The organism is Haemophilus sp. CCUG 60358 (genome assembly GCF_001679485.1).
In the GTDB taxonomy this organism is placed as follows: Bacteria; Pseudomonadota; Gammaproteobacteria; order Enterobacterales; family Pasteurellaceae; genus Haemophilus_D.
On sequence record NZ_LZOZ01000011.1, the window covers coordinates 1 to 17,337 of the forward strand.

12 protein-coding genes and 2 pseudogenes are annotated in these 17,337 nt (G+C 39.2%); 5 read left to right on the forward strand and 9 right to left on the reverse strand.

Annotation, left to right across the window (positions count from 1 at the left end; translation table 11 throughout):
• The 5 genes and pseudogenes from A9500_RS10985 to murJ form a co-directional block, all read right to left on the reverse strand.
• A pseudogene (locus A9500_RS10985) lies at positions 1-204 on the reverse strand (IS3 family transposase); the annotation flags it as partial.
• Positions 199-327: pseudogene (locus A9500_RS10990) on the reverse strand (transposase); the annotation flags it as partial. The pseudogenes A9500_RS10990 and A9500_RS10985, both read right to left, overlap by 6 nt.
• A gap of 90 nt (positions 328-417) precedes the next feature.
• Positions 418-3,243 (reverse strand): isoleucine--tRNA ligase, encoded by a 2,826-nt coding sequence (ileS, locus tag A9500_RS04240; RefSeq protein ID WP_065244031.1) that lies wholly within the window; start codon positions 3,241-3,243, stop codon positions 418-420.
• Between the two features lie 32 nt (positions 3,244-3,275).
• Positions 3,276-4,202: a bifunctional riboflavin kinase/FAD synthetase gene (gene ribF / locus A9500_RS04245; RefSeq protein WP_065244032.1), complete on the reverse strand. Its 927-nt coding sequence runs from the start codon at positions 4,200-4,202 to the stop codon at positions 3,276-3,278.
• 50 nt (positions 4,203-4,252) lie between these two features.
• Positions 4,253-5,827: a murein biosynthesis integral membrane protein MurJ gene (murJ, locus tag A9500_RS04250; protein ID WP_065244033.1), complete on the reverse strand. Its 1,575-nt coding sequence runs from the start codon at positions 5,825-5,827 to the stop codon at positions 4,253-4,255.
• A 266-nt stretch (positions 5,828-6,093) separates the two neighbouring features.
• Between murJ and rpsT the strand changes: the two genes are divergently transcribed.
• The 3 genes from rpsT (at position 6,094) to rlmB (ending at position 9,620) form a co-directional block, all read left to right on the forward strand.
• Positions 6,094-6,357, forward strand: a complete 264-nt coding sequence (rpsT, locus tag A9500_RS04255) for a 30S ribosomal protein S20 (protein WP_005695217.1) — start codon at positions 6,094-6,096, stop codon at positions 6,355-6,357.
• Positions 6,358-6,517: 160 nt separating this feature from the next.
• Positions 6,518-8,863 carry a ribonuclease R gene (gene rnr, locus A9500_RS04260; protein WP_065244034.1) on the forward strand — a complete coding sequence of 782 codons (2,346 nt, stop codon included), beginning with the start codon at positions 6,518-6,520 and terminating at the stop codon, positions 8,861-8,863.
• Between the two features lie 16 nt (positions 8,864-8,879).
• The gene (gene rlmB, locus A9500_RS04265) at positions 8,880-9,620 is read left to right on the forward strand and encodes a 23S rRNA (guanosine(2251)-2'-O)-methyltransferase RlmB (RefSeq protein ID WP_005698098.1); all 741 of its coding nucleotides are present in this window, start codon (positions 8,880-8,882) and stop codon (positions 9,618-9,620) included.
• 66 nt (positions 9,621-9,686) lie between these two features.
• Here rlmB and brnQ read toward each other — a convergent pair whose 3' ends face one another.
• The gene (gene brnQ, locus A9500_RS04270; RefSeq protein ID WP_065244035.1) at positions 9,687-10,988 is read right to left on the reverse strand and encodes a branched-chain amino acid transport system II carrier protein; all 1,302 of its coding nucleotides are present in this window, start codon (positions 10,986-10,988) and stop codon (positions 9,687-9,689) included.
• A 215-nt stretch (positions 10,989-11,203) separates the two neighbouring features.
• Here brnQ and nhaA point away from each other — a divergent pair, with 215 nt between their 5' ends.
• Positions 11,204-12,391, forward strand: a complete 1,188-nt coding sequence (gene nhaA, locus A9500_RS04275; RefSeq protein WP_065244036.1) for a Na+/H+ antiporter NhaA — start codon at positions 11,204-11,206, stop codon at positions 12,389-12,391.
• Between the two features lie 8 nt (positions 12,392-12,399).
• Positions 12,400-13,941 (forward strand): glycosyltransferase, encoded by a 1,542-nt coding sequence (locus A9500_RS04280; protein ID WP_065244037.1) that lies wholly within the window; start codon positions 12,400-12,402, stop codon positions 13,939-13,941.
• A 159-nt stretch (positions 13,942-14,100) separates the two neighbouring features.
• Here the strand turns inward: A9500_RS04280 and A9500_RS10465 are convergent, their stop codons facing one another.
• The 3 genes from A9500_RS10465 to A9500_RS04295 form a co-directional block, all read right to left on the reverse strand.
• Entirely contained in the window at positions 14,101-15,342 is a 1,242-nt protein-coding gene (locus tag A9500_RS10465) for a hypothetical protein (protein WP_083180301.1), read from the reverse strand.
• Between the two features lie 57 nt (positions 15,343-15,399).
• Complete coding sequence (locus A9500_RS04290; RefSeq protein ID WP_065244038.1) at positions 15,400-16,539, reverse strand: DUF2827 family protein; 1,140 nt, start codon at positions 16,537-16,539, stop codon at positions 15,400-15,402.
• Between the two features lie 126 nt (positions 16,540-16,665).
• Positions 16,666-17,337 (reverse strand): YadA-like family protein (locus tag A9500_RS04295; RefSeq protein ID WP_257005672.1); only part of this gene is annotated, 672 nt, incomplete at its 5' end.

Below are 17,337 nucleotides of genomic sequence, written 5' to 3' on the forward strand. Positions count from 1 at the left end.
GGCTTCCTCCTGAAGTCTGAGCTTTCTCAACTCCTTTAGGTAAGCGACCTCCGCTTCAAGCTGTAAAATTCTCAGACGTAAGCGGTCTTCTTCTGTTTTAGGTGGAGGAGGCATTCTGGCATATTTAGGTTTCATTGGCGGTCGTCCTGATGGTTTATAAGGAATAAGTCCTTTTATGCCACTTTTTTCAAAGCGTTTCAACCAGGTTCCAACTAATGTGTCAGAGGGGATATTGTAAAAACGAGCGGCCTCTCTAATGCTCATTTTCCCTTTTAGGATAGGTTGAAGAACCTGTAATTTAAATTCTGTTGTGTAGTGTTTACCCATAAAAAAATCTGCACCTCAATTGTTGGTTGTTTAGTCCAACTTTTGGGGTGCAGATCATTTCGACCGCACTTTTTCTTTATGATTTTAAGCTTACGCGAACTGACGTACTTCGCCGTTACCCGCTACGTTTTCCACACAACGTGGACAAAGAGTAGGATGTTCAGGGTTTACGCCGATTTTGTCAGAATAATGCCAGCAACGTGGGCATTTTTCACCGTTAGAACGTGCTACGCTTACCGCAATTCCCTCTAACTCACCCGCAGCTACATCTGCTGGTTTGTCCGCTAATGGTTTCACTTCCGCTTTTGAGGTAATTAATACGAAACGTAATTCATTGCCTAATTGTTTTAATAATGCACGATATTCATCGTTAGCATAAACGGTTACTTCAGCTTCTAAACCACCACCGATCACTTTGTCGTTACGGGCGATTTCTAATACACGGTTCACTTCAGAACGAACTTTAATCAGTTGTTGCCAGTAAGCATCATCTAATTTTTCATTCTCGCCTAAGCCAAATAAGCCTTCGTAGAATTCTTCAGTGAAGACGAATTCTGCACGTGCAGTCGCGGTTTGTGGTAAGTAACCCCAAATTTCATCTGCCGTAAATGACAGGATTGGTGCCATCCAACGTACTAAAGCTTCCGCGATGTGCCATAACGCGGTTTGGCAGCTACGACGCGCAAGACTGTCTGCTTTGGTGGTATATTGACGGTCTTTGATAATATCAAGGTAGAACGAACCCATTTCCACAGAACAGAAACGCATTAAACGTTGTACTACTGTGTGGAATTGATAGTTATCGTACGCGTCTTTAATTTCTTTTTGTGCATCTAAGGCACAAGCTACCGCCCAACGATCTAAGCTAATCATTTCTTCCGGTTTAACGGCATCACGTTGCGGGTCAAAACCATTCAAGTTAGCTAGTAAGAAACGCGCAGTGTTACGAATACGACGATAGCTGTCCGCGGCACGTTTTAAAATTTCATCAGAAACGGTCATTTCACCGGTATAGTCGGTAGATGCAACCCATAAACGTAAAATGTCGCCACCGAATTTATCCATGACTTCTTGTGGTGTCACGATGTTACCGATAGATTTTGACATCTTACGGCCTTGACCATCCACCGTGAAACCATGGGTTAATACTTGTTTGTATGGTGCTTTGCTATCTGTTGCTGTAGAAAGCATTAAAGAAGACATAAACCAACCACGATGTTGGTCAGAACCTTCTAAATACATGTCGATATCTTGGCCGTTAAATTCCGAACGATTCGCCACAACAGAAGAATAAGTTGATCCTGAGTCAAACCATACGTCAAGGGTATCAGGCACTTTGCGATAGGTTTCTGCGTCCGCACCTAATAATTCTTTTTCGTCTAAATCCCACCATGCTTGAATACCAGCTTTCTCTACACGTTTCGCCACTTCTTCAAGTAACTCTAAAGTACGCGGATGAAGTTCTTCGGTTTCTTTGTGCACGAATAAGGTCATCGGCACACCCCAAGTACGTTGACGGGAAATACACCAGTCAGGGCGGTTTTCAACCATTTTCTCGATACGTGCTTGACCCCAATCTGGAATCCAACGAACTTGTTTGATTTCGCCTAATGCTTGTTGGCGTAGACCCTGTGTTTCCATGCCGATAAACCATTGCGGAGTCGCGCGGAAAATAATCGGGGTTTTGTGACGCCAGCAGTGTGGGTAACTGTGTTTGATTTTCTCAACTTTTAATAAGTTGCCCACTTCTTGCAATTTTTCAACAACCAATGGATTGGCTTCAAATACGCCTTTGCCTGCAAAGAATTCAGTCGTTGAAATAAATTTACCGTCATTCGATACAAGACCCGCCATTGGTAAATTATATTTTTGTCCTACAATAAAGTCGTCCAAACCATGATCCGGTGCAGTGTGTACTAAACCTGTACCGCCATCAGTGGTCACGTGATCACCTAAAATCACTGGTACAGTGAAATCATAGAACGGATGGTTAAAGCGTACTAACTCAAGCGCCTGACCTTTTACTGAACCTAAAACTTCAACTTGTTCTACGCCCACGGCTTTCGCTACGGATTCAACTAATTCAGCAGCTAAAATCACACGCTCATCGCCAAGTTGTACTAAGTTGTATTCTAAGTCTGCATTTACCGCAATCGCACGGTTAGATGGCATTGTCCAAGGTGTGGTTGTCCAAATCACCGCAGATAATTTGCCATGGCCTTTGCCTACTGCGTTAAATTTCTCTTCAATTTCAACCGCACTTACTGCAGGAAAACGCACATAGATAGATGGAGAAACTTTGTCTTCATATTCCACTTCTGCTTCTGCTAAAGAAGATCCACAATCCAAACACCAGTGCACTGGTTTTGAACCTTTGTATAAATGGCCGTTCGCAATCACTTTACCGAGTGTGCGGATGATGTTTGCTTCAGTGTTGAAGTTCATCGTTAAATAAGGATTATCCCAATCGCCTAACACCCCTAAACGGATAAAATCTTTTTTCTGCCCTTCTACTTGCTCTGCCGCATATTCTCGGCATTTTTGGCGGAATTCAGCTGCAGTCACTTTCTCGTTTGGTTTACCCACTAAACCTTCTACTTTTAATTCAATTGGCAAGCCATGACAGTCCCAACCTGGGATATAAGGCGAGTCAAAACCTAATGCGGTTTTGGATTTAACAATAATATCTTTCAGAATTTTATTAACGGCGTGACCAATATGAATATTGCCGTTCGCATACGGAGGGCCATCGTGCAAAATAAAGGATTTTTTACCTTTCGTCGCTTGGCGGATTTTTTGATACAACTGTTTGTCATACCAATTTTTTAACATTACAGGTTCGCGTTTGGCTAGATCGCCACGCATTGGGAAACCTGTTTCAGGTAAATTTAACGTGTTTTTGTAATCAACTGTCATGTTATTTTCCAATTTTATATTTCAATATAATTCTATCTTGCAAAAAATGCTTTCGCTGTTTTTACGTCTTGTTCTATTTGAGCTTTCAACGCTTCAAAAGAAGGAAACTTTATCTCATCGCGAATCTTATGGCTGAATTCCACTTCGACCATTTGCCCATAAATATTCCGAGAAAAATCAAATAAATGGACTTCTAATAATTGTATCGTACCGTTAATGGTTGGGCGTTTTCCCATGTTGGCGACGCCGTTAAAAATCTCGCCCGATTTTAACCGCACTTTCACCGCATAAACCCCTTTTACTGGGTTCACTTGGCGATGTAAGCGAACATTCGCTGTAGGAAAACCAATGGTTCGCCCTAATTTATTACCGTGTATCACACGACCAAAAATACGATAAGGCTTACCGAGTAAATTTTCCGCATGCTGTAAATCATCTTTAGCCAATGCTTCACGGATAGCGGTGCTACTGATACGTAACTCATCTAAACAGAAGGTTCGGCTGTCTTCGACTTCAAAACCAAACTGCTTTCCTGCTTGTTGCAACATCGCAAAATTGCCTAAACGTTTCGCACCAAATTTGAAATCATCGCCAATGCTGAGAAACTTCACATTTAATTTGCCTACAAGCCAATCTTCAATAAATTGTTCTGCAGGAAGATTGGCGAAAGTGCGGTCAAATTTCGCGACGATCACCACATCCACCCCCGCCTGAGCCAAATAATGCAATTTATCTCTTAATCGCATTAAGCGCGCAGGGGCTTTGTCGCCCATAAAATATTCGCGCGGTTGCGGCTCAAAAAGCATCACCGCCATGGGTAAATTCAGCGCATTCGCTTTCTGACGAAGATGACGCAAAATCGCCTGATGCCCCAAATGCACCCCATCAAAATTGCCAATGGTTAATGCGCACCCTGACAAATATGGCTGTGAATTATGAAGCCCACGAATTAATTGCATTACATCTTATTCCAAAAAACGAAAAATAATCGGTGCATTATAGCGGTAACTTAATGTTTTGTCAGTAAATGGTGTTTACGAACACCCAAGAGCACCAATACGCCTAAATAAACGACCGCAGCCAGTCCAATTAACCAAACCAACCAATAGATTCGCATTAAAAATGTCATGTCTGCCCATTCTTGAATCGACGGGCAGTTATACCAAACCAAACCGCCCATGGCTAAGGCTGCGCCTAAAACTTTCAGAAAAAAGACCGCACTTTTACGTGAAAAATGGTATACATCCTCTTTAGCTAACCCACGATAAAGCAAATAAGCATTTAAGGTTGCTGACATGGCAGAAGCAATCGCCAACCCTACATAACTAAATGGAATCGCCAACACATTAAAGCCCATATTGCTCACCATGGCGATGATCCCGATTTTCACGGGCGTTTTGGTATCTTGACGTGCGTAATAGCCATTAGCTAGGATCTTAATCAGCATAAAGCTAAGCAAACCAGCATTGAATGCCCATAAAGAATAAGAGGCTGCATGCACATCGGTTAAGGTAAAACTGCCACGCATAAACAATACCAGTAACATCGGTTGGGCTAACACGGCAATACCAATCGCGGCTGGCACGCCGAGTAATAAAATCATTCGTACGCCCCAGTCCATGGTGTTGCGAAAATCAACCGCACTTTGGGAAGAATTATCTTCGCGATTTACATGATGGCGAGCAAGCGTTGGTAAAATCACAGTGGAAATCGCAATACCAAATAAACCAAGTGGAAACTCTAATAGACGATCAGAATAATAAAGCCAACTAATAGAACCCGTCATTAAGAAACTGGCAATGACCGTATCAAGCAACAAGTTAATTTGACTTACAGAAACCCCAAATAAAGCCGGAATCATCAATCGACGAATTTTGGCTACCCCTTCATCATGCCATGCCCATTTTGGTTTTACGAGCAAACCTGCTTTCTTCAAGAAAGGGATTTGGAATAAAAATTGTAATAAACCGCCTAAGAAGATCCCGATAGCAAGGGCAAGATCAGGATTGTCTAATCTTGGTGCAAGGAAAAGTGCGGTCGCAATCATGGCGATATTGAGCAAAACAGGCGAAAACGACATCACGCCAAATTTGCCTATCGTATTTAAAATCGCGCCTGAAAGTGCCACAAAGGTGACAAACCATAAATAAGGAAACGTAATTTTTAAGAGTAAAGACGCTTGTTCAAACTTGTGCGCATCCGGTCCGTCATTTAGCCAATCGGTAAACCACCCCATCCCGAAGATCGCCGCCACAACAGGTGATCCCACCATGGCAAGCAAGGTGACGACACTAACTAATCCGCCCAGTGTACCCGACACTTTCCCGATAAATTCACGGGTTTTAGAAAGATCGCCCGATTTTTGATATTCGGCTAACACAGGGACGAAAGCCTGAGAAAATGCCCCTTCCGCAAATAAACGACGTAAAAAGTTTGGGATACGGTTAGCGAATAAAAATACGTCTGCCGCCGCGCCTGCACCGATTAAATGTGCTATTACCACATCGCGGACCAGACCTAACACACGGGACACTAATGTCATCCCACTCACGATAATGCCGGATTTTAAAAGTCGTTTACTCAAAATAGGGGTCTCTTCAAAAAAATTTGCCTTAATTGTATAGAATTTTTGTTTTTACGCTATATTCCAACAAAAAAAACTGATAAAATCCTGCTCACATCGTTTGTGTGAGCCAATAGAAAGCGCTTTTTTTAAATAACGATGCTTACTTTCGGTTGTGTCTCACCGAAATCAACACAAATTATTCATTGACAAAAGTATAAAAAATCGGCATATTCTACGCCCTTATTTTGTCATAATCATCTAACAGAAATTTTAGGAGTTTGACCTTGGCTAATATCAAGTCAGCAAAAAAACGTGCGGTTCAATCTGAAAAACGCCGCCAACACAACGCAAGCCAACGCTCTATGATGCGTACTTACATCAAAAAAGTATATGCTCAAGTAGCAGCAGGTGAAAAAGCAGCAGCTGAAGCAGCATTCGTTGAAATGCAAAAAGTTGTTGACCGTATGGCTTCTAAAGGCTTAATCCACGCTAACAAAGCAGCAAACCACAAAGCTAAATTAGCTGCTCAAATCAAAAAATTAGCGTAATTAAAGCATTAAAACAGCTTAAAAATAAAACCGCACTTTGGTGCGGTTTTTGTTTGCCGTAAACCGTCCTGCCACAAACGTCTGACAACAAGCTTGCATTCCCCCCTTTAACCTGTAAACTACCTCACAACTTAAAAATTAATCATAAAATAAACAATAAATGACCAAAAAATCTTTTAAAAAATCGGATCCAAATTATCAAAAAGAATTAGCCAAATACGGTAATCCGATCCCAAGCAGAGACTACATTCTGCAAATTATTCGTGAAAATAATGCCCCGATGAGTCGGGAAGAAATTCTGACCGCACTTTCAATTAAAAGTGACGAACAACAAGAAGCCATGCGTCGTCGCTTGCGTGCCATGGAGAATGATGGACAATTAGTTTTCACTAAACGTAAACGCTATGCCTTGCCTGAAAAATTAGATTTATTCAAAGGCATGGTCATCGGCCATCGCGAAGGCTATGGCTTTTTACAAGTCGAAGGTAAAAAAGAGGATCTCTTTATTCCTAATCACCAAATGCAACGTGTAATGCATGGTGATTTTGTATTAGCCCAACCTGCAGGCTTAGATCGCCGTGGTCGTCGCGAAGTCCGTATTGTTCGCGTACTTGAAAGTCGTAAAAAACAAATTGTCGGCCGTTTCTTCTTAGAAAATGGCTTTAGCTATGTGGTGCCTGATGACAGTCGTATTGGACGAGATATCTTAGTCCCTAATGAACACCGAAATGGTGCCCGAATGGGACAAGTTGTCGTGGTTGAATTGCAAGAACGCTCTGCCTCCTTTACTCAACCAGTTGGCATCATCACCGAAATTCTGGGTGACAATATGGCAAAAGGGATGGAAGTGGAGATTGCTCTTCGTAATCATGACATTCCTCACCAATTCCCAAGTGCGGTCGAAAAATACGTTAAAAAATTCACGGAAGAAGTGCCTGAAGAAGCAAAAAAAGGCCGTGTAGATTTACGCAATCTGCCACTGGTGACCATTGATGGCGAAGATGCACGCGATTTTGATGATGCCGTATATTGCGAAAAAAGCGGTAAAGGTTGGAAACTTTGGGTGGCGATTGCCGATGTCAGCTATTATGTGCGTTTACGTTCTGCATTAGATACTGAAGCTTATAACCGAGGCAACTCCGTTTACTTCCCAAATCGTGTCGTACCAATGCTGCCAGAGATTTTATCAAACGGATTGTGTTCACTGAATCCACAAGTGGATCGTTTGTGTATGGTGTGTGAAATGCACGTCTCCGCCAAAGGTAAACTCACGGACTATCGTTTTTATGAAGCGGTCATGAACTCTCATGCACGTTTAACCTATACGAAAGTTGCGGCGATTTTAGACGGCGATGATGAGCTCCGCACGCGTTATCAAGGACTTGCTCCACATTTAGAAGAATTGCATCATCTCTATCAAGCGTTACTCAATGCACGCAAACAACGTGGTGCTATCGATTTTGAAACCATTGAGACCAAATTTATTTTCAATGCCATGGGACGAATTGATCGTATTGAACCTGTTGTGCGAAATGATGCTCACAAAATCATTGAAGAATGCATGATTCTTGCGAATATTGCAGCGGCAAACTTTATGGAAAAACATAAGGAGCCAGCACTCTATCGTATTCATGCCACTCCGAGTGAAGAAAAACTGACGTCTTTCCGTGCATTCTTAAGTGAATGCGGTTTAAGCCTTGAAGGCGGCATAAAACCGACCACAAAAGATTATGCGAAATTGTTAGAGCAAGTGAAAGATCGCCCGGATCACGAACTCATTCAAACTATGTTACTTCGTTCATTAAGCCAAGCGGTTTATCATGCGGATAATATCGGTCACTTTGGTTTGGCTTTAGAGGAATATGCACACTTTACTTCCCCGATTCGCCGCTATCCGGATTTAACCCTTCATCGTGGGATTAAGTATTTATTAGCGAAAGAAAAAGGCGCTAAACGTAAAACCACAGATACTGGCGGCTATCACTATTCCTTTGATGAAATGGATTTGTTAGGCGATCACTGCTCGATGACAGAACGCCGTGCCGATGATGCTACTCGCGAAGTAGCAGATTGGCTGAAATGTGAATATATGCAAGATCACGTGGGTGCTGAATTTAGCGGAGTGATCTCATCTGTAACGGGATTTGGCTTATTCGTACGTTTGGATGAGTTATTCATTGACGGCTTAGTCCATATTTCTACTTTAGATAACGACTACTATCAATTTGATGCGGCAAAACAACGTTTAATCGGTGAAAATAGTGGTATGATCTACCGCCTTGGCGATAAAGTCAAAATTCGCGTGGTCGCCGTTCATTTAGAACAAAAAATGGTGGATTTCAGTTTAATCGAAAGTGCCAGAAAACCACGTCGCGTAGGAAAAACAGCGAAACAAAAAGCGAAAAAAGTCTTTAAGGAACTGCCACCTAAAGCGTCAAAGAAACGTAAAAGTGCGGTCAAAAATAAAGACGTTTCTAAGAAACCGACGAGAAAGCGGAAGAAATAATAAATAAGAGAACCCTATGTCAGAAAATATCTATGGTATCCATGCTGTAAACAGCATTTTAGCAAATAGCCCTGAGCGTTTAATTGAAGTATTTGTGCTGAAAGGCCGTGAAGATAAACGCCTACAACCCTTACTCAATGAGCTCTATGCTTTAGGCATTGCGGTGCAATTTGTTAATCGTCAAACATTAGATAAAAAATCCAATGGTGAAGTGCATCAAGGTGTGATTGCGCGTGTGCAAGAAGCGAAAGAGCTAAATGAACATGATCTGGATGAACTTCTTACTCGTAAACAAAATCCACTTTTATTAGTGCTTGATGGCGTGACGGATCCCCATAACCTGGGAGCCTGTTTACGTACTGCGGATGCTGCCGGTGTGAGTGCTGTTATTGTGCCAAAAGATAAATCTGCTCAACTCACTTCTATTGCACGTAAAGTGGCTTGCGGTGCTGCGGAGACCGTACCATTAATTCGTGTTACTAACTTAGCGCGCACTTTGCGAGATCTACAACAAAATCATAATATTTGGGTAGTAGGTACGGCTGGCGAAGCAACAGAAACCATTTATCAAAGTAAACTCACGGGTTCTCTTGCCTTAGTGATGGGAGCCGAAGGTGAAGGCATGCGTCGTCTTACCCGTGAGCATTGTGATCAACTCATTAGTATTCCAATGGCGGGCTCTGTTTCATCTCTGAATGTTTCCGTTGCGACTGGCGTATGTTTATTTGAAATTGTGAGACAACGTCTTGCAGCCTAAAAACGCGTGAAAAAATGACCGCACTTTAATATAAAAAATGCCGACAAATCACTGTCGGCATTTTTGTTATTTTAAAATGTTTTTTCCAAATATCATGGAAAGCACTAAAGTACATAATGCGGGCACAAGCCACGCGAGCCCTTGTGAATAGAGCGGGAAATGCGTCATGATTTGATGTAAGCCTTCCGGCAACATATCTAAGTTTTTCAAGCTATCAATCAAACTAAAACAAACCGTCACAAAAATAGTGGTGTAATAGCTCAATCGAATAGAAGGCAGTTTATTACGCACAAGCTGTAAAACCACCAACATAATTGCCATCGGATAAATCAAGAATAATGCTGGAATCGTGACACGGAGTAATTTTGTTAGTCCATACTGTGAAATGATTGTCGTCATTACTGTGAAGAAAACAATCCAGAATGGATAAGAAAAACGTGTCGAAAACTTAGAGAAATAATCACCACAAGCACTGGTTACGCCCACTAATGTGGTTAAGCTTGCTAAAGTAATAATCCCTGCCATAATCCACGTTCCCGCAGAACCAAATAAACTGTTCACATAACGAGAGAAGATTTGTCCACCATTTGTTGCACCTTGTGCCACCGCATCAGAAGTCGCCCCTAAGTAGAATAAAGAAAAATATAAGCAACCTAATAAGATAACTGATACCAAACCGGCTGAAATCGTATATTTAACAATCTTTTGTGGATTCGTCACATTTTTTGCAGCCAATGCACGTGCAACAATGCCACCAAATGCAATCGCTGCCAGTAAATCCATGGTTTGATAGCCACTAATTAAACCTGTGGTTAATGCTGAATTCTCTGCATAAGCCTGTGAAGGCGCAACAATATCAGAAAGTGGTGAAACAAAAACGGTAATACCGACAACCACCAATAACACCAACAATGCCGGGGTCATTACTTCACCCACCGTTGAAATAATTGTGCTCGGACGAATCATGAATCCCATCGCGATAATATTAAAAAGCACAGAAAAAATCAGACGTGCCGTCTCGCTGTCTTCAAAAAGCCCCAATGGTAGCCACGCCATTTCATAAGCCACGTTGGTAATTCGAGGCATGGCAAAGGTTGAACCGATCACTAAATAAAGAATCGTTAAAAAGGCTACGCCAGCCCAATTAGGCAAATCCTTGGTTAGCTCTTCACCGCGTCCTAACACAGACACAACGACTAAGGTAATAAACGGCATTAATACGCCCGTTACAACAAATCCCATAGAGGCTGTTGCCCAATGGTTACCTGCGGTGTAACCTTCCATCGGAGGAAAAATAATATTTCCTGCGCCCAAAAACAGGGCAAAAACCATCATACCTAATACGATGATATCTTTTTTTGAAAACATAGGTAGTCTCGACAAATAAAATAAATTGCCGAATTTTACTCTAAATACCCCTTAACTCCAAACGTAGAAATGGAAAATATGGATAAATCATAATTTTAATCAAATAAATTGCCCCACTAAAATCCATATTTACTGACGGTATTCCCCAAAAGTTAGAAATTTTATGATAGTATCCAAACTTTGTTATTTTTTATTATATTTTTAGGAGAGGATGAATGAATAAACTTAGTTTGACTCAACAAATTCAGCGTTTTTTAAAATTAGAATCAGCTGGCGGAATTTTATTACTTTTCTCAGCGGTAGTCGCAATGCTATTAGCCAACTCACCGCTTAATCAAACCTATAATGACTTTTTAAACTTACCAGTCAGCATTCAAGTAGGGACTTTTTCTATCGATAAAACCTTAATTCACTGGATCAACGATGGTTTTATGGCGGTATTCTTTGTTTTAGTGGGAATGGAAGTCAAAAGAGAATTATTTGAGGGCTCCCTTTCAAGCTATCAACAAGCCGTTTTCCCTGCTATTGCAGCGGTGGGGGGGATGATCATTCCTGCATTAGTTTATGTATTTATCGCCCAACACGATCCCGCTTTAGCCGATGGCTGGGCTATTCCAATGGCAACAGACATTGCCTTTGCACTTGGAATCATGGCGTTATTAAGTAAACAAGTGCCACTCCCACTAAAAATCTTCTTACTTGCTTTAGCCATTATTGATGACTTAGGCGCCATTGTCGTTATTGCACTGTTTTTCTCACACGGATTAAGTGTACAAGCACTCATCTTTGCTGCAGTTGCTATTGTTGTAGTTATCGCATTAAATCGCTTTAAAGTGACCGCACTTTGTGCCTATATAGTAGTGGGAACAATCTTATGGGCTTCGGTATTAAAATCAGGCGTGCATGCTACCCTTGCTGGCGTTATCATCGGATTTTGTATTCCATTAAAAGGTAAAAATGGCGAAACACCGTTACATGACTTTGAGCACATTCTTGCGCCGTGGTCATCCTTTGTTATCCTGCCATTATTTGCATTTGCCAATGCGGGGGTAAGCTTTGATGGTATTGATCTCAGCATGGTGACATCACCATTATTGCTCGCGATTTCTCTTGGCTTAATTATCGGAAAACCTCTGGGTGTATTTGGTTTCAGTTATCTTTCCGTTAAACTTGGCATTGCAAAACTTCCACAAGGCATCAACTTCAAACAAATTTTTGCCGTAGCAATTTTGTGTGGTATCGGCTTCACCATGTCGATGTTCTTAGCAAGCCTAGCCTTCAATGCCGATGCAGGTGAAAGCATTAACTCCCTTTCTCGCTTAGGGATCTTATTAGGTTCTACTGTTTCGGCGATTGTGGGGTATATGGCGTTAAAAGCAACTACTACGAAAAATAAAGGGTAATCAAGAAAATGGAAAAACTAACCTGTTATGTGATTTATGCTTCTGAAAAAATAGAGAGACTGAGTCATTTTTTACAATGCACCTCTGACTCTCATGTTGTTCCTATTCCTGCTGTAACTAAGGAACATGTTAGCTTACTCGGTCATTCTTCAGCCTTATTTAATTTAAATAAAGCGGAAGAACTACTTAATCGTACTCCCAAGAACAAAGAAATCGCCCACACGCTATCTCATATTCAGTGCTGGAAAGCGATTGCTGAAAATGAACAGCTACAAGATGATGATTTTGCTTTAATTGCTGAAAGTGAAATACAACCTGTTGAAAACTTCATTCAGCATACTATCCATTATGCCAATAAATATTCCTCTTACGGAATTATCAAATTACAGCATGATGGCACTCATCATTCTGGAGAGCGCTTATTTCAAGCAGGTGATGAACCCTATGCCATAATTTATAGCGATACTGACCAATATAACTATGGTTGTTCTCTTTACCTGATCCGCAAAGATGTGGCAAAAAAATTGACTGTACTTTTAAATGAAACGAAACCCTACTGGCTTGCTGATCAATTCACTGCATTTCATGATCCTAAAAACATAGCCCAAGCTTGTTATTTATTAGGTGAATTGCCTCAAAAAAGATCACAGCCCAAAATAGAAAATCCCCTATTTAGTATTATAGTACCTATCTATGATGTTGAGCATTACCTAATTCAATGTATTGAATCTGTATTAGCACAAGATTACTCCAATTATGAACTCATTCTTGTTGATGATGGTTCTCCAGATAATTCTATTGATATTTGCATCAAATATGCTAAACAATATTCTAATATTGTTGTTATCCATAAAATTAATGGTGGAGTATCTGATGCAAGAAATGCTGGCATTCAAATTGCCCGAGGAGAGTATTTGATGTTTTTAGATAGTGATGATTATTGGGAAGGGAGAACTATTCTATCTGATTTACAAAATATCATTACTGAAAATAATCCCGATATTATCTTTAATTATATGAGCAGTATTTATCCTGACAAAATTGTGAACCATTACATGAACCGAGATAAAATAATAGGTTCTTTTAAAGAAGACTTTCAAGGCCTTTATCAAGATAGAGTTTATCTTGGGTTCCCCGTTACAAAAACAATAAAAAGAGAATTAATTTTACAAAACCACCTATTTTTCATAAAAGGTCGAAATTTTGAAGATATCCCTTGGAGCTTCTCACTGGTTAAACATATTAAAGATTATGCTATATTTCAAAATTGCTTTTATATGTATAGAAGAGAAAGAAATGGTTCAACTAGCTCAGCCGTAACTGCCAAAAATCAAGTAAGCCTATTTCAAAATCTATCTGATGTAATAACTGAAATAAAAAATATGAAACTCAATAATGAATTACTACCTGGATTAAAAAAATATGTAGATGATATTTATGGGTATGTAATGAAATGCTATAATTTACTTTCAGAGGATGAAAAGATAGATTTTATTAGTTTAAAATTAAAATATGAAAAAGAGCTTAACGATTTATGGCAAGAATTATAAATTGAATAACAAACCGCACACAAAACGTGCGGTTCTAATACTACTACCCTATAAGGGCTAATGCTTCACATGTCTCGTAATAGGCATGCGAAGCGAAAGACTGACAATCACATGGCATAGTAAAAGAAGTTTATTTTTACTGAATCTTGGCAAAAATATCTAAATTAAACGCAAGTTATCAAAAACCCAGCGAATACGCTTACCTTCAACATCTAGCTCTTTAGTGCAAAATTGAATTTCTTCATTTGATACTAAATCAACATAATAAAGTGATTGTAATTCAGGAGAAAACTTATATCCATTCTCACGAATAAAATATGTTGAAAGACATGATCCAAAACCAATTATTTTTTCACAGAAAAATACTAATCTTACAGAATGATTGTGCGTATTTTTTAGTGTAAATGAACTATCTCCTGACACAGCTATCATTAAACAACCTGTTTTATATACGTCATTGGATTGAGATATAGTGCTTGAAAAATGTCCTCCATTTGCATTTGCTTGAGTTAATTCTAATGTGAGATTTTCGTTAGCTGGAGGATAACACGTTAAAGAAGACTTAATTATATTAAACGTCTTATTTTCTCTCAGGTTAAATTTCTTTCCTTCCTGATGATAATAACTTTCAAATACATAAGGATAAGCTAACATCTTATCATTACGATGATTTCTTGTTATATGTATCCCTTGAATGATTTTCCCTTTAACCAAAGGGGCCAAATTACCCTCATCATGTTTTAATTCAATTCCCCAAACAGGCGGGCAATTATATTTTTGATGGATAAATCTTACTTTTTCAGAATCCAGTGCATATAAATTGAATAAAGTAGTATCAACACCATAAATAGGTTTTAGATAATTTTTGATATTCAGTTGTTCTTCAATATACTGTTTATATAGCAACCAAGCTTCCGTGCTCCCTAATATTAATCCTACTTGCCATACATATCCATTTTTCGAAACCACAGCATCTATCTTGGCACTAACTGTTTTTTTAGATTCGGATTCAACACAGTTATCTAAAAAAGTACAACGCCACGCATCATAAGTTGCATAAAGATTCTTTTTATTTTTAATCTGTTCAAATATATCTAGATGATGAGAAGGAAACCAAATATCACAGTCGTATACTGCAATTTGGTCATAGTTATAATTCTGTGCAATATCAGCTGCAGAAATATGTCTATCTAATAACAGCTCTTTACAACCATAACTAGGATCAAAGATTTTAATATTATGTTCTTTTAAACATATTTTCTTAACTTCAGATAAACCATAATCAATGATGCCTATATCGCCTTTATAATTAGTTCTTCGTAAACTGAGAATAAAAGGAATTAGATTCTCAAACCATATTTTATTATTATCATCTAGAGCAGTTAAAATCAGTCTTTTCATTTTACATACCTTATTTATATATGATAAAAAGTGCGATTAAATAACCGCACTTACATATTACTCTTCAAATAAGCGCTGAATTTCACGCTCGTAAATAGCAATATTGATAGGATTACTTGGTAACAAAGTTTCTAAAAACGCGTTTGCACGTTTTTGATACGCCTTATAGTTCTTATCATGATTATCAATCACATTTAATAACACATCCGCACCATGAAATGCATCAAAACCCTCATAATAATATCCAACGCCTTTAGGTAATAGCGTTGAATTATGTACAAATGGATAACCACCATATAACGCATCATTATAAGCATAATTCAAGCCATTTTCCCATTGATGAGCAAGAACTATATCCGTATAACGAGCCAAGAAATCTGGCATTTGATAACGCCCTTCTACGCTTAAAACCCGATCTCGCAACATCTTTGTCCGCCCAATAAAATTAAACATAATAGGGTGATCTTTTTTATGATAAACGTTTGTTATATAAACATGTTCAATTTTCTCAGGAGCTTGTCGATAAGCTTGTTCTGCAATTAAAATAGGAGTAAAACAATTTTTGAAAATAAAAATATTTGGCTCAAAGTTCGCAATTCGCCATTTTTTACGATCTTTATTCGGCTTATAGCCAAATTCAATTCCATGCTTTTCTTTTAACCTTTTAATTACAATATCACAAAATGTAGGTGCCCAAATTGCTGGAACAACATGTGCATCACACTCAAACATAATAGAAAAGTAAGAGCGACAAGTATTTTCATTTTGTGGAATTAGCCAAAGACTATCAAACTTAGAGCCATTAAATACTCGGCCAGCAGGTTGATTAAATATGAACTTTTCAATATCCATAATATAATCAGGCCCCATCTTATAACAAACGACTTTACCTCCATGGGAATGCATTTTGTTACTCAGGTCGGGTTCGATGCTAATCGTTCCTTCAATTAATACATCCAACGTATCAATTACATCATGAACATAAGCAAACTTAAGATCCATTCCATCTAACATAAATCCTTTCGGAGGGGTGGTTGTATTTGTTGCTCCCCAAGAAACTAAAACTACATCCTCAACAATTTCTGACCGCTTAAATAAATCATATAGAAAAATAACATTTTGATTAGCTCCATTAGCCCAAATATCTGGTGAATTTGTTTCTAAGTTAAAAGTAATTCCAATTTTATATTTACGCATAACTCTCTTCCTTTATTATTTAAATAATCTAAAAGTGAAATCAAAAAAATTTGTTTTCAAATAATTTAAGTAATAAAAATCACTCGGGTATTACTTCCCGAGTGATTTATCTAAGTTAGTTGGCTATTACCATTGATAACCTACACCGGCACCAATATTGTAATCACCTTGAGTTGTTGCAGCTCCGCTCACTTTGAAGATAACTTTATTGTTATCACTCGCACGTGAGTAACCTACGGCAACAGCACTTTCACCTTTGTAGTTACCTACTCCAAGGCCAACCATTGAACCACCTGATTTAGTCACTTGTGGAATATTCGCTACAGCAGTTGCCCCTGCGATACCACCACGAAGTTTCTTATCGGTTTTCTTCAATTCGCTACGAACTGTACCAACAGAACGATCAACATATTGTTTATTCGCTGCATCAGTACCACGAACTGGATCTGCGACATTTGTGATTCGACGTTCATTACCGACTGAACCAACAGAAACAGTATTTGCTTCATTTGCTACAGAGCCTTGACCAAGTGCTACAGAGTTATTTGCAGTAGCTTTAGCACCTTGACCCACAGCTGTTGAGTTTTTACCTGACGCTTGTGAGTTATTGCCTAACGCAGTGCCGTTTTCACCACTTGCATTTGAACCATAGCCAACAGCTGTTGCATCTTTACCTTTCGCTTTCGCACTATCACCTTTGCTGGTGTTATCAGCTGCAGATGCTGTTTTACCGTCTTTACTGATCAAGCCAGAATCTTCAATACGTTTCACTGAAGTTTCTGCTGCAGTTGCTGAAGA

Excerpts from the sequence above, each read along its gene's own strand:
- A9500_RS04280 (WP_065244037.1), top strand. The coding sequence starts at position 12,400 with ATGGAAAAACTAACCTGTTATGTGATTTATGCTTCTGAAAAAATAGAG.
- A9500_RS10465 (WP_083180301.1), bottom strand. The coding sequence starts at position 15,342 with ATGAAAAGACTGATTTTAACTGCTCTAGATGATAATAATAAAATATGG.
- rlmB (WP_005698098.1), top strand. The coding sequence starts at position 8,880 with ATGTCAGAAAATATCTATGGTATCCATGCTGTAAACAGCATTTTAGCA.
- ribF (WP_065244032.1), bottom strand. The coding sequence starts at position 4,202 with ATGCAATTAATTCGTGGGCTTCATAATTCACAGCCATATTTGTCAGGG.
- nhaA (WP_065244036.1), top strand. The coding sequence starts at position 11,204 with ATGAATAAACTTAGTTTGACTCAACAAATTCAGCGTTTTTTAAAATTA.
- A9500_RS04290 (WP_065244038.1), bottom strand. The coding sequence starts at position 16,539 with ATGCGTAAATATAAAATTGGAATTACTTTTAACTTAGAAACAAATTCA.
- rnr (WP_065244034.1), top strand. The coding sequence starts at position 6,518 with ATGACCAAAAAATCTTTTAAAAAATCGGATCCAAATTATCAAAAAGAA.
- brnQ (WP_065244035.1), bottom strand. The coding sequence starts at position 10,988 with ATGTTTTCAAAAAAAGATATCATCGTATTAGGTATGATGGTTTTTGCC.
- ileS (WP_065244031.1), bottom strand. The coding sequence starts at position 3,243 with ATGACAGTTGATTACAAAAACACGTTAAATTTACCTGAAACAGGTTTC.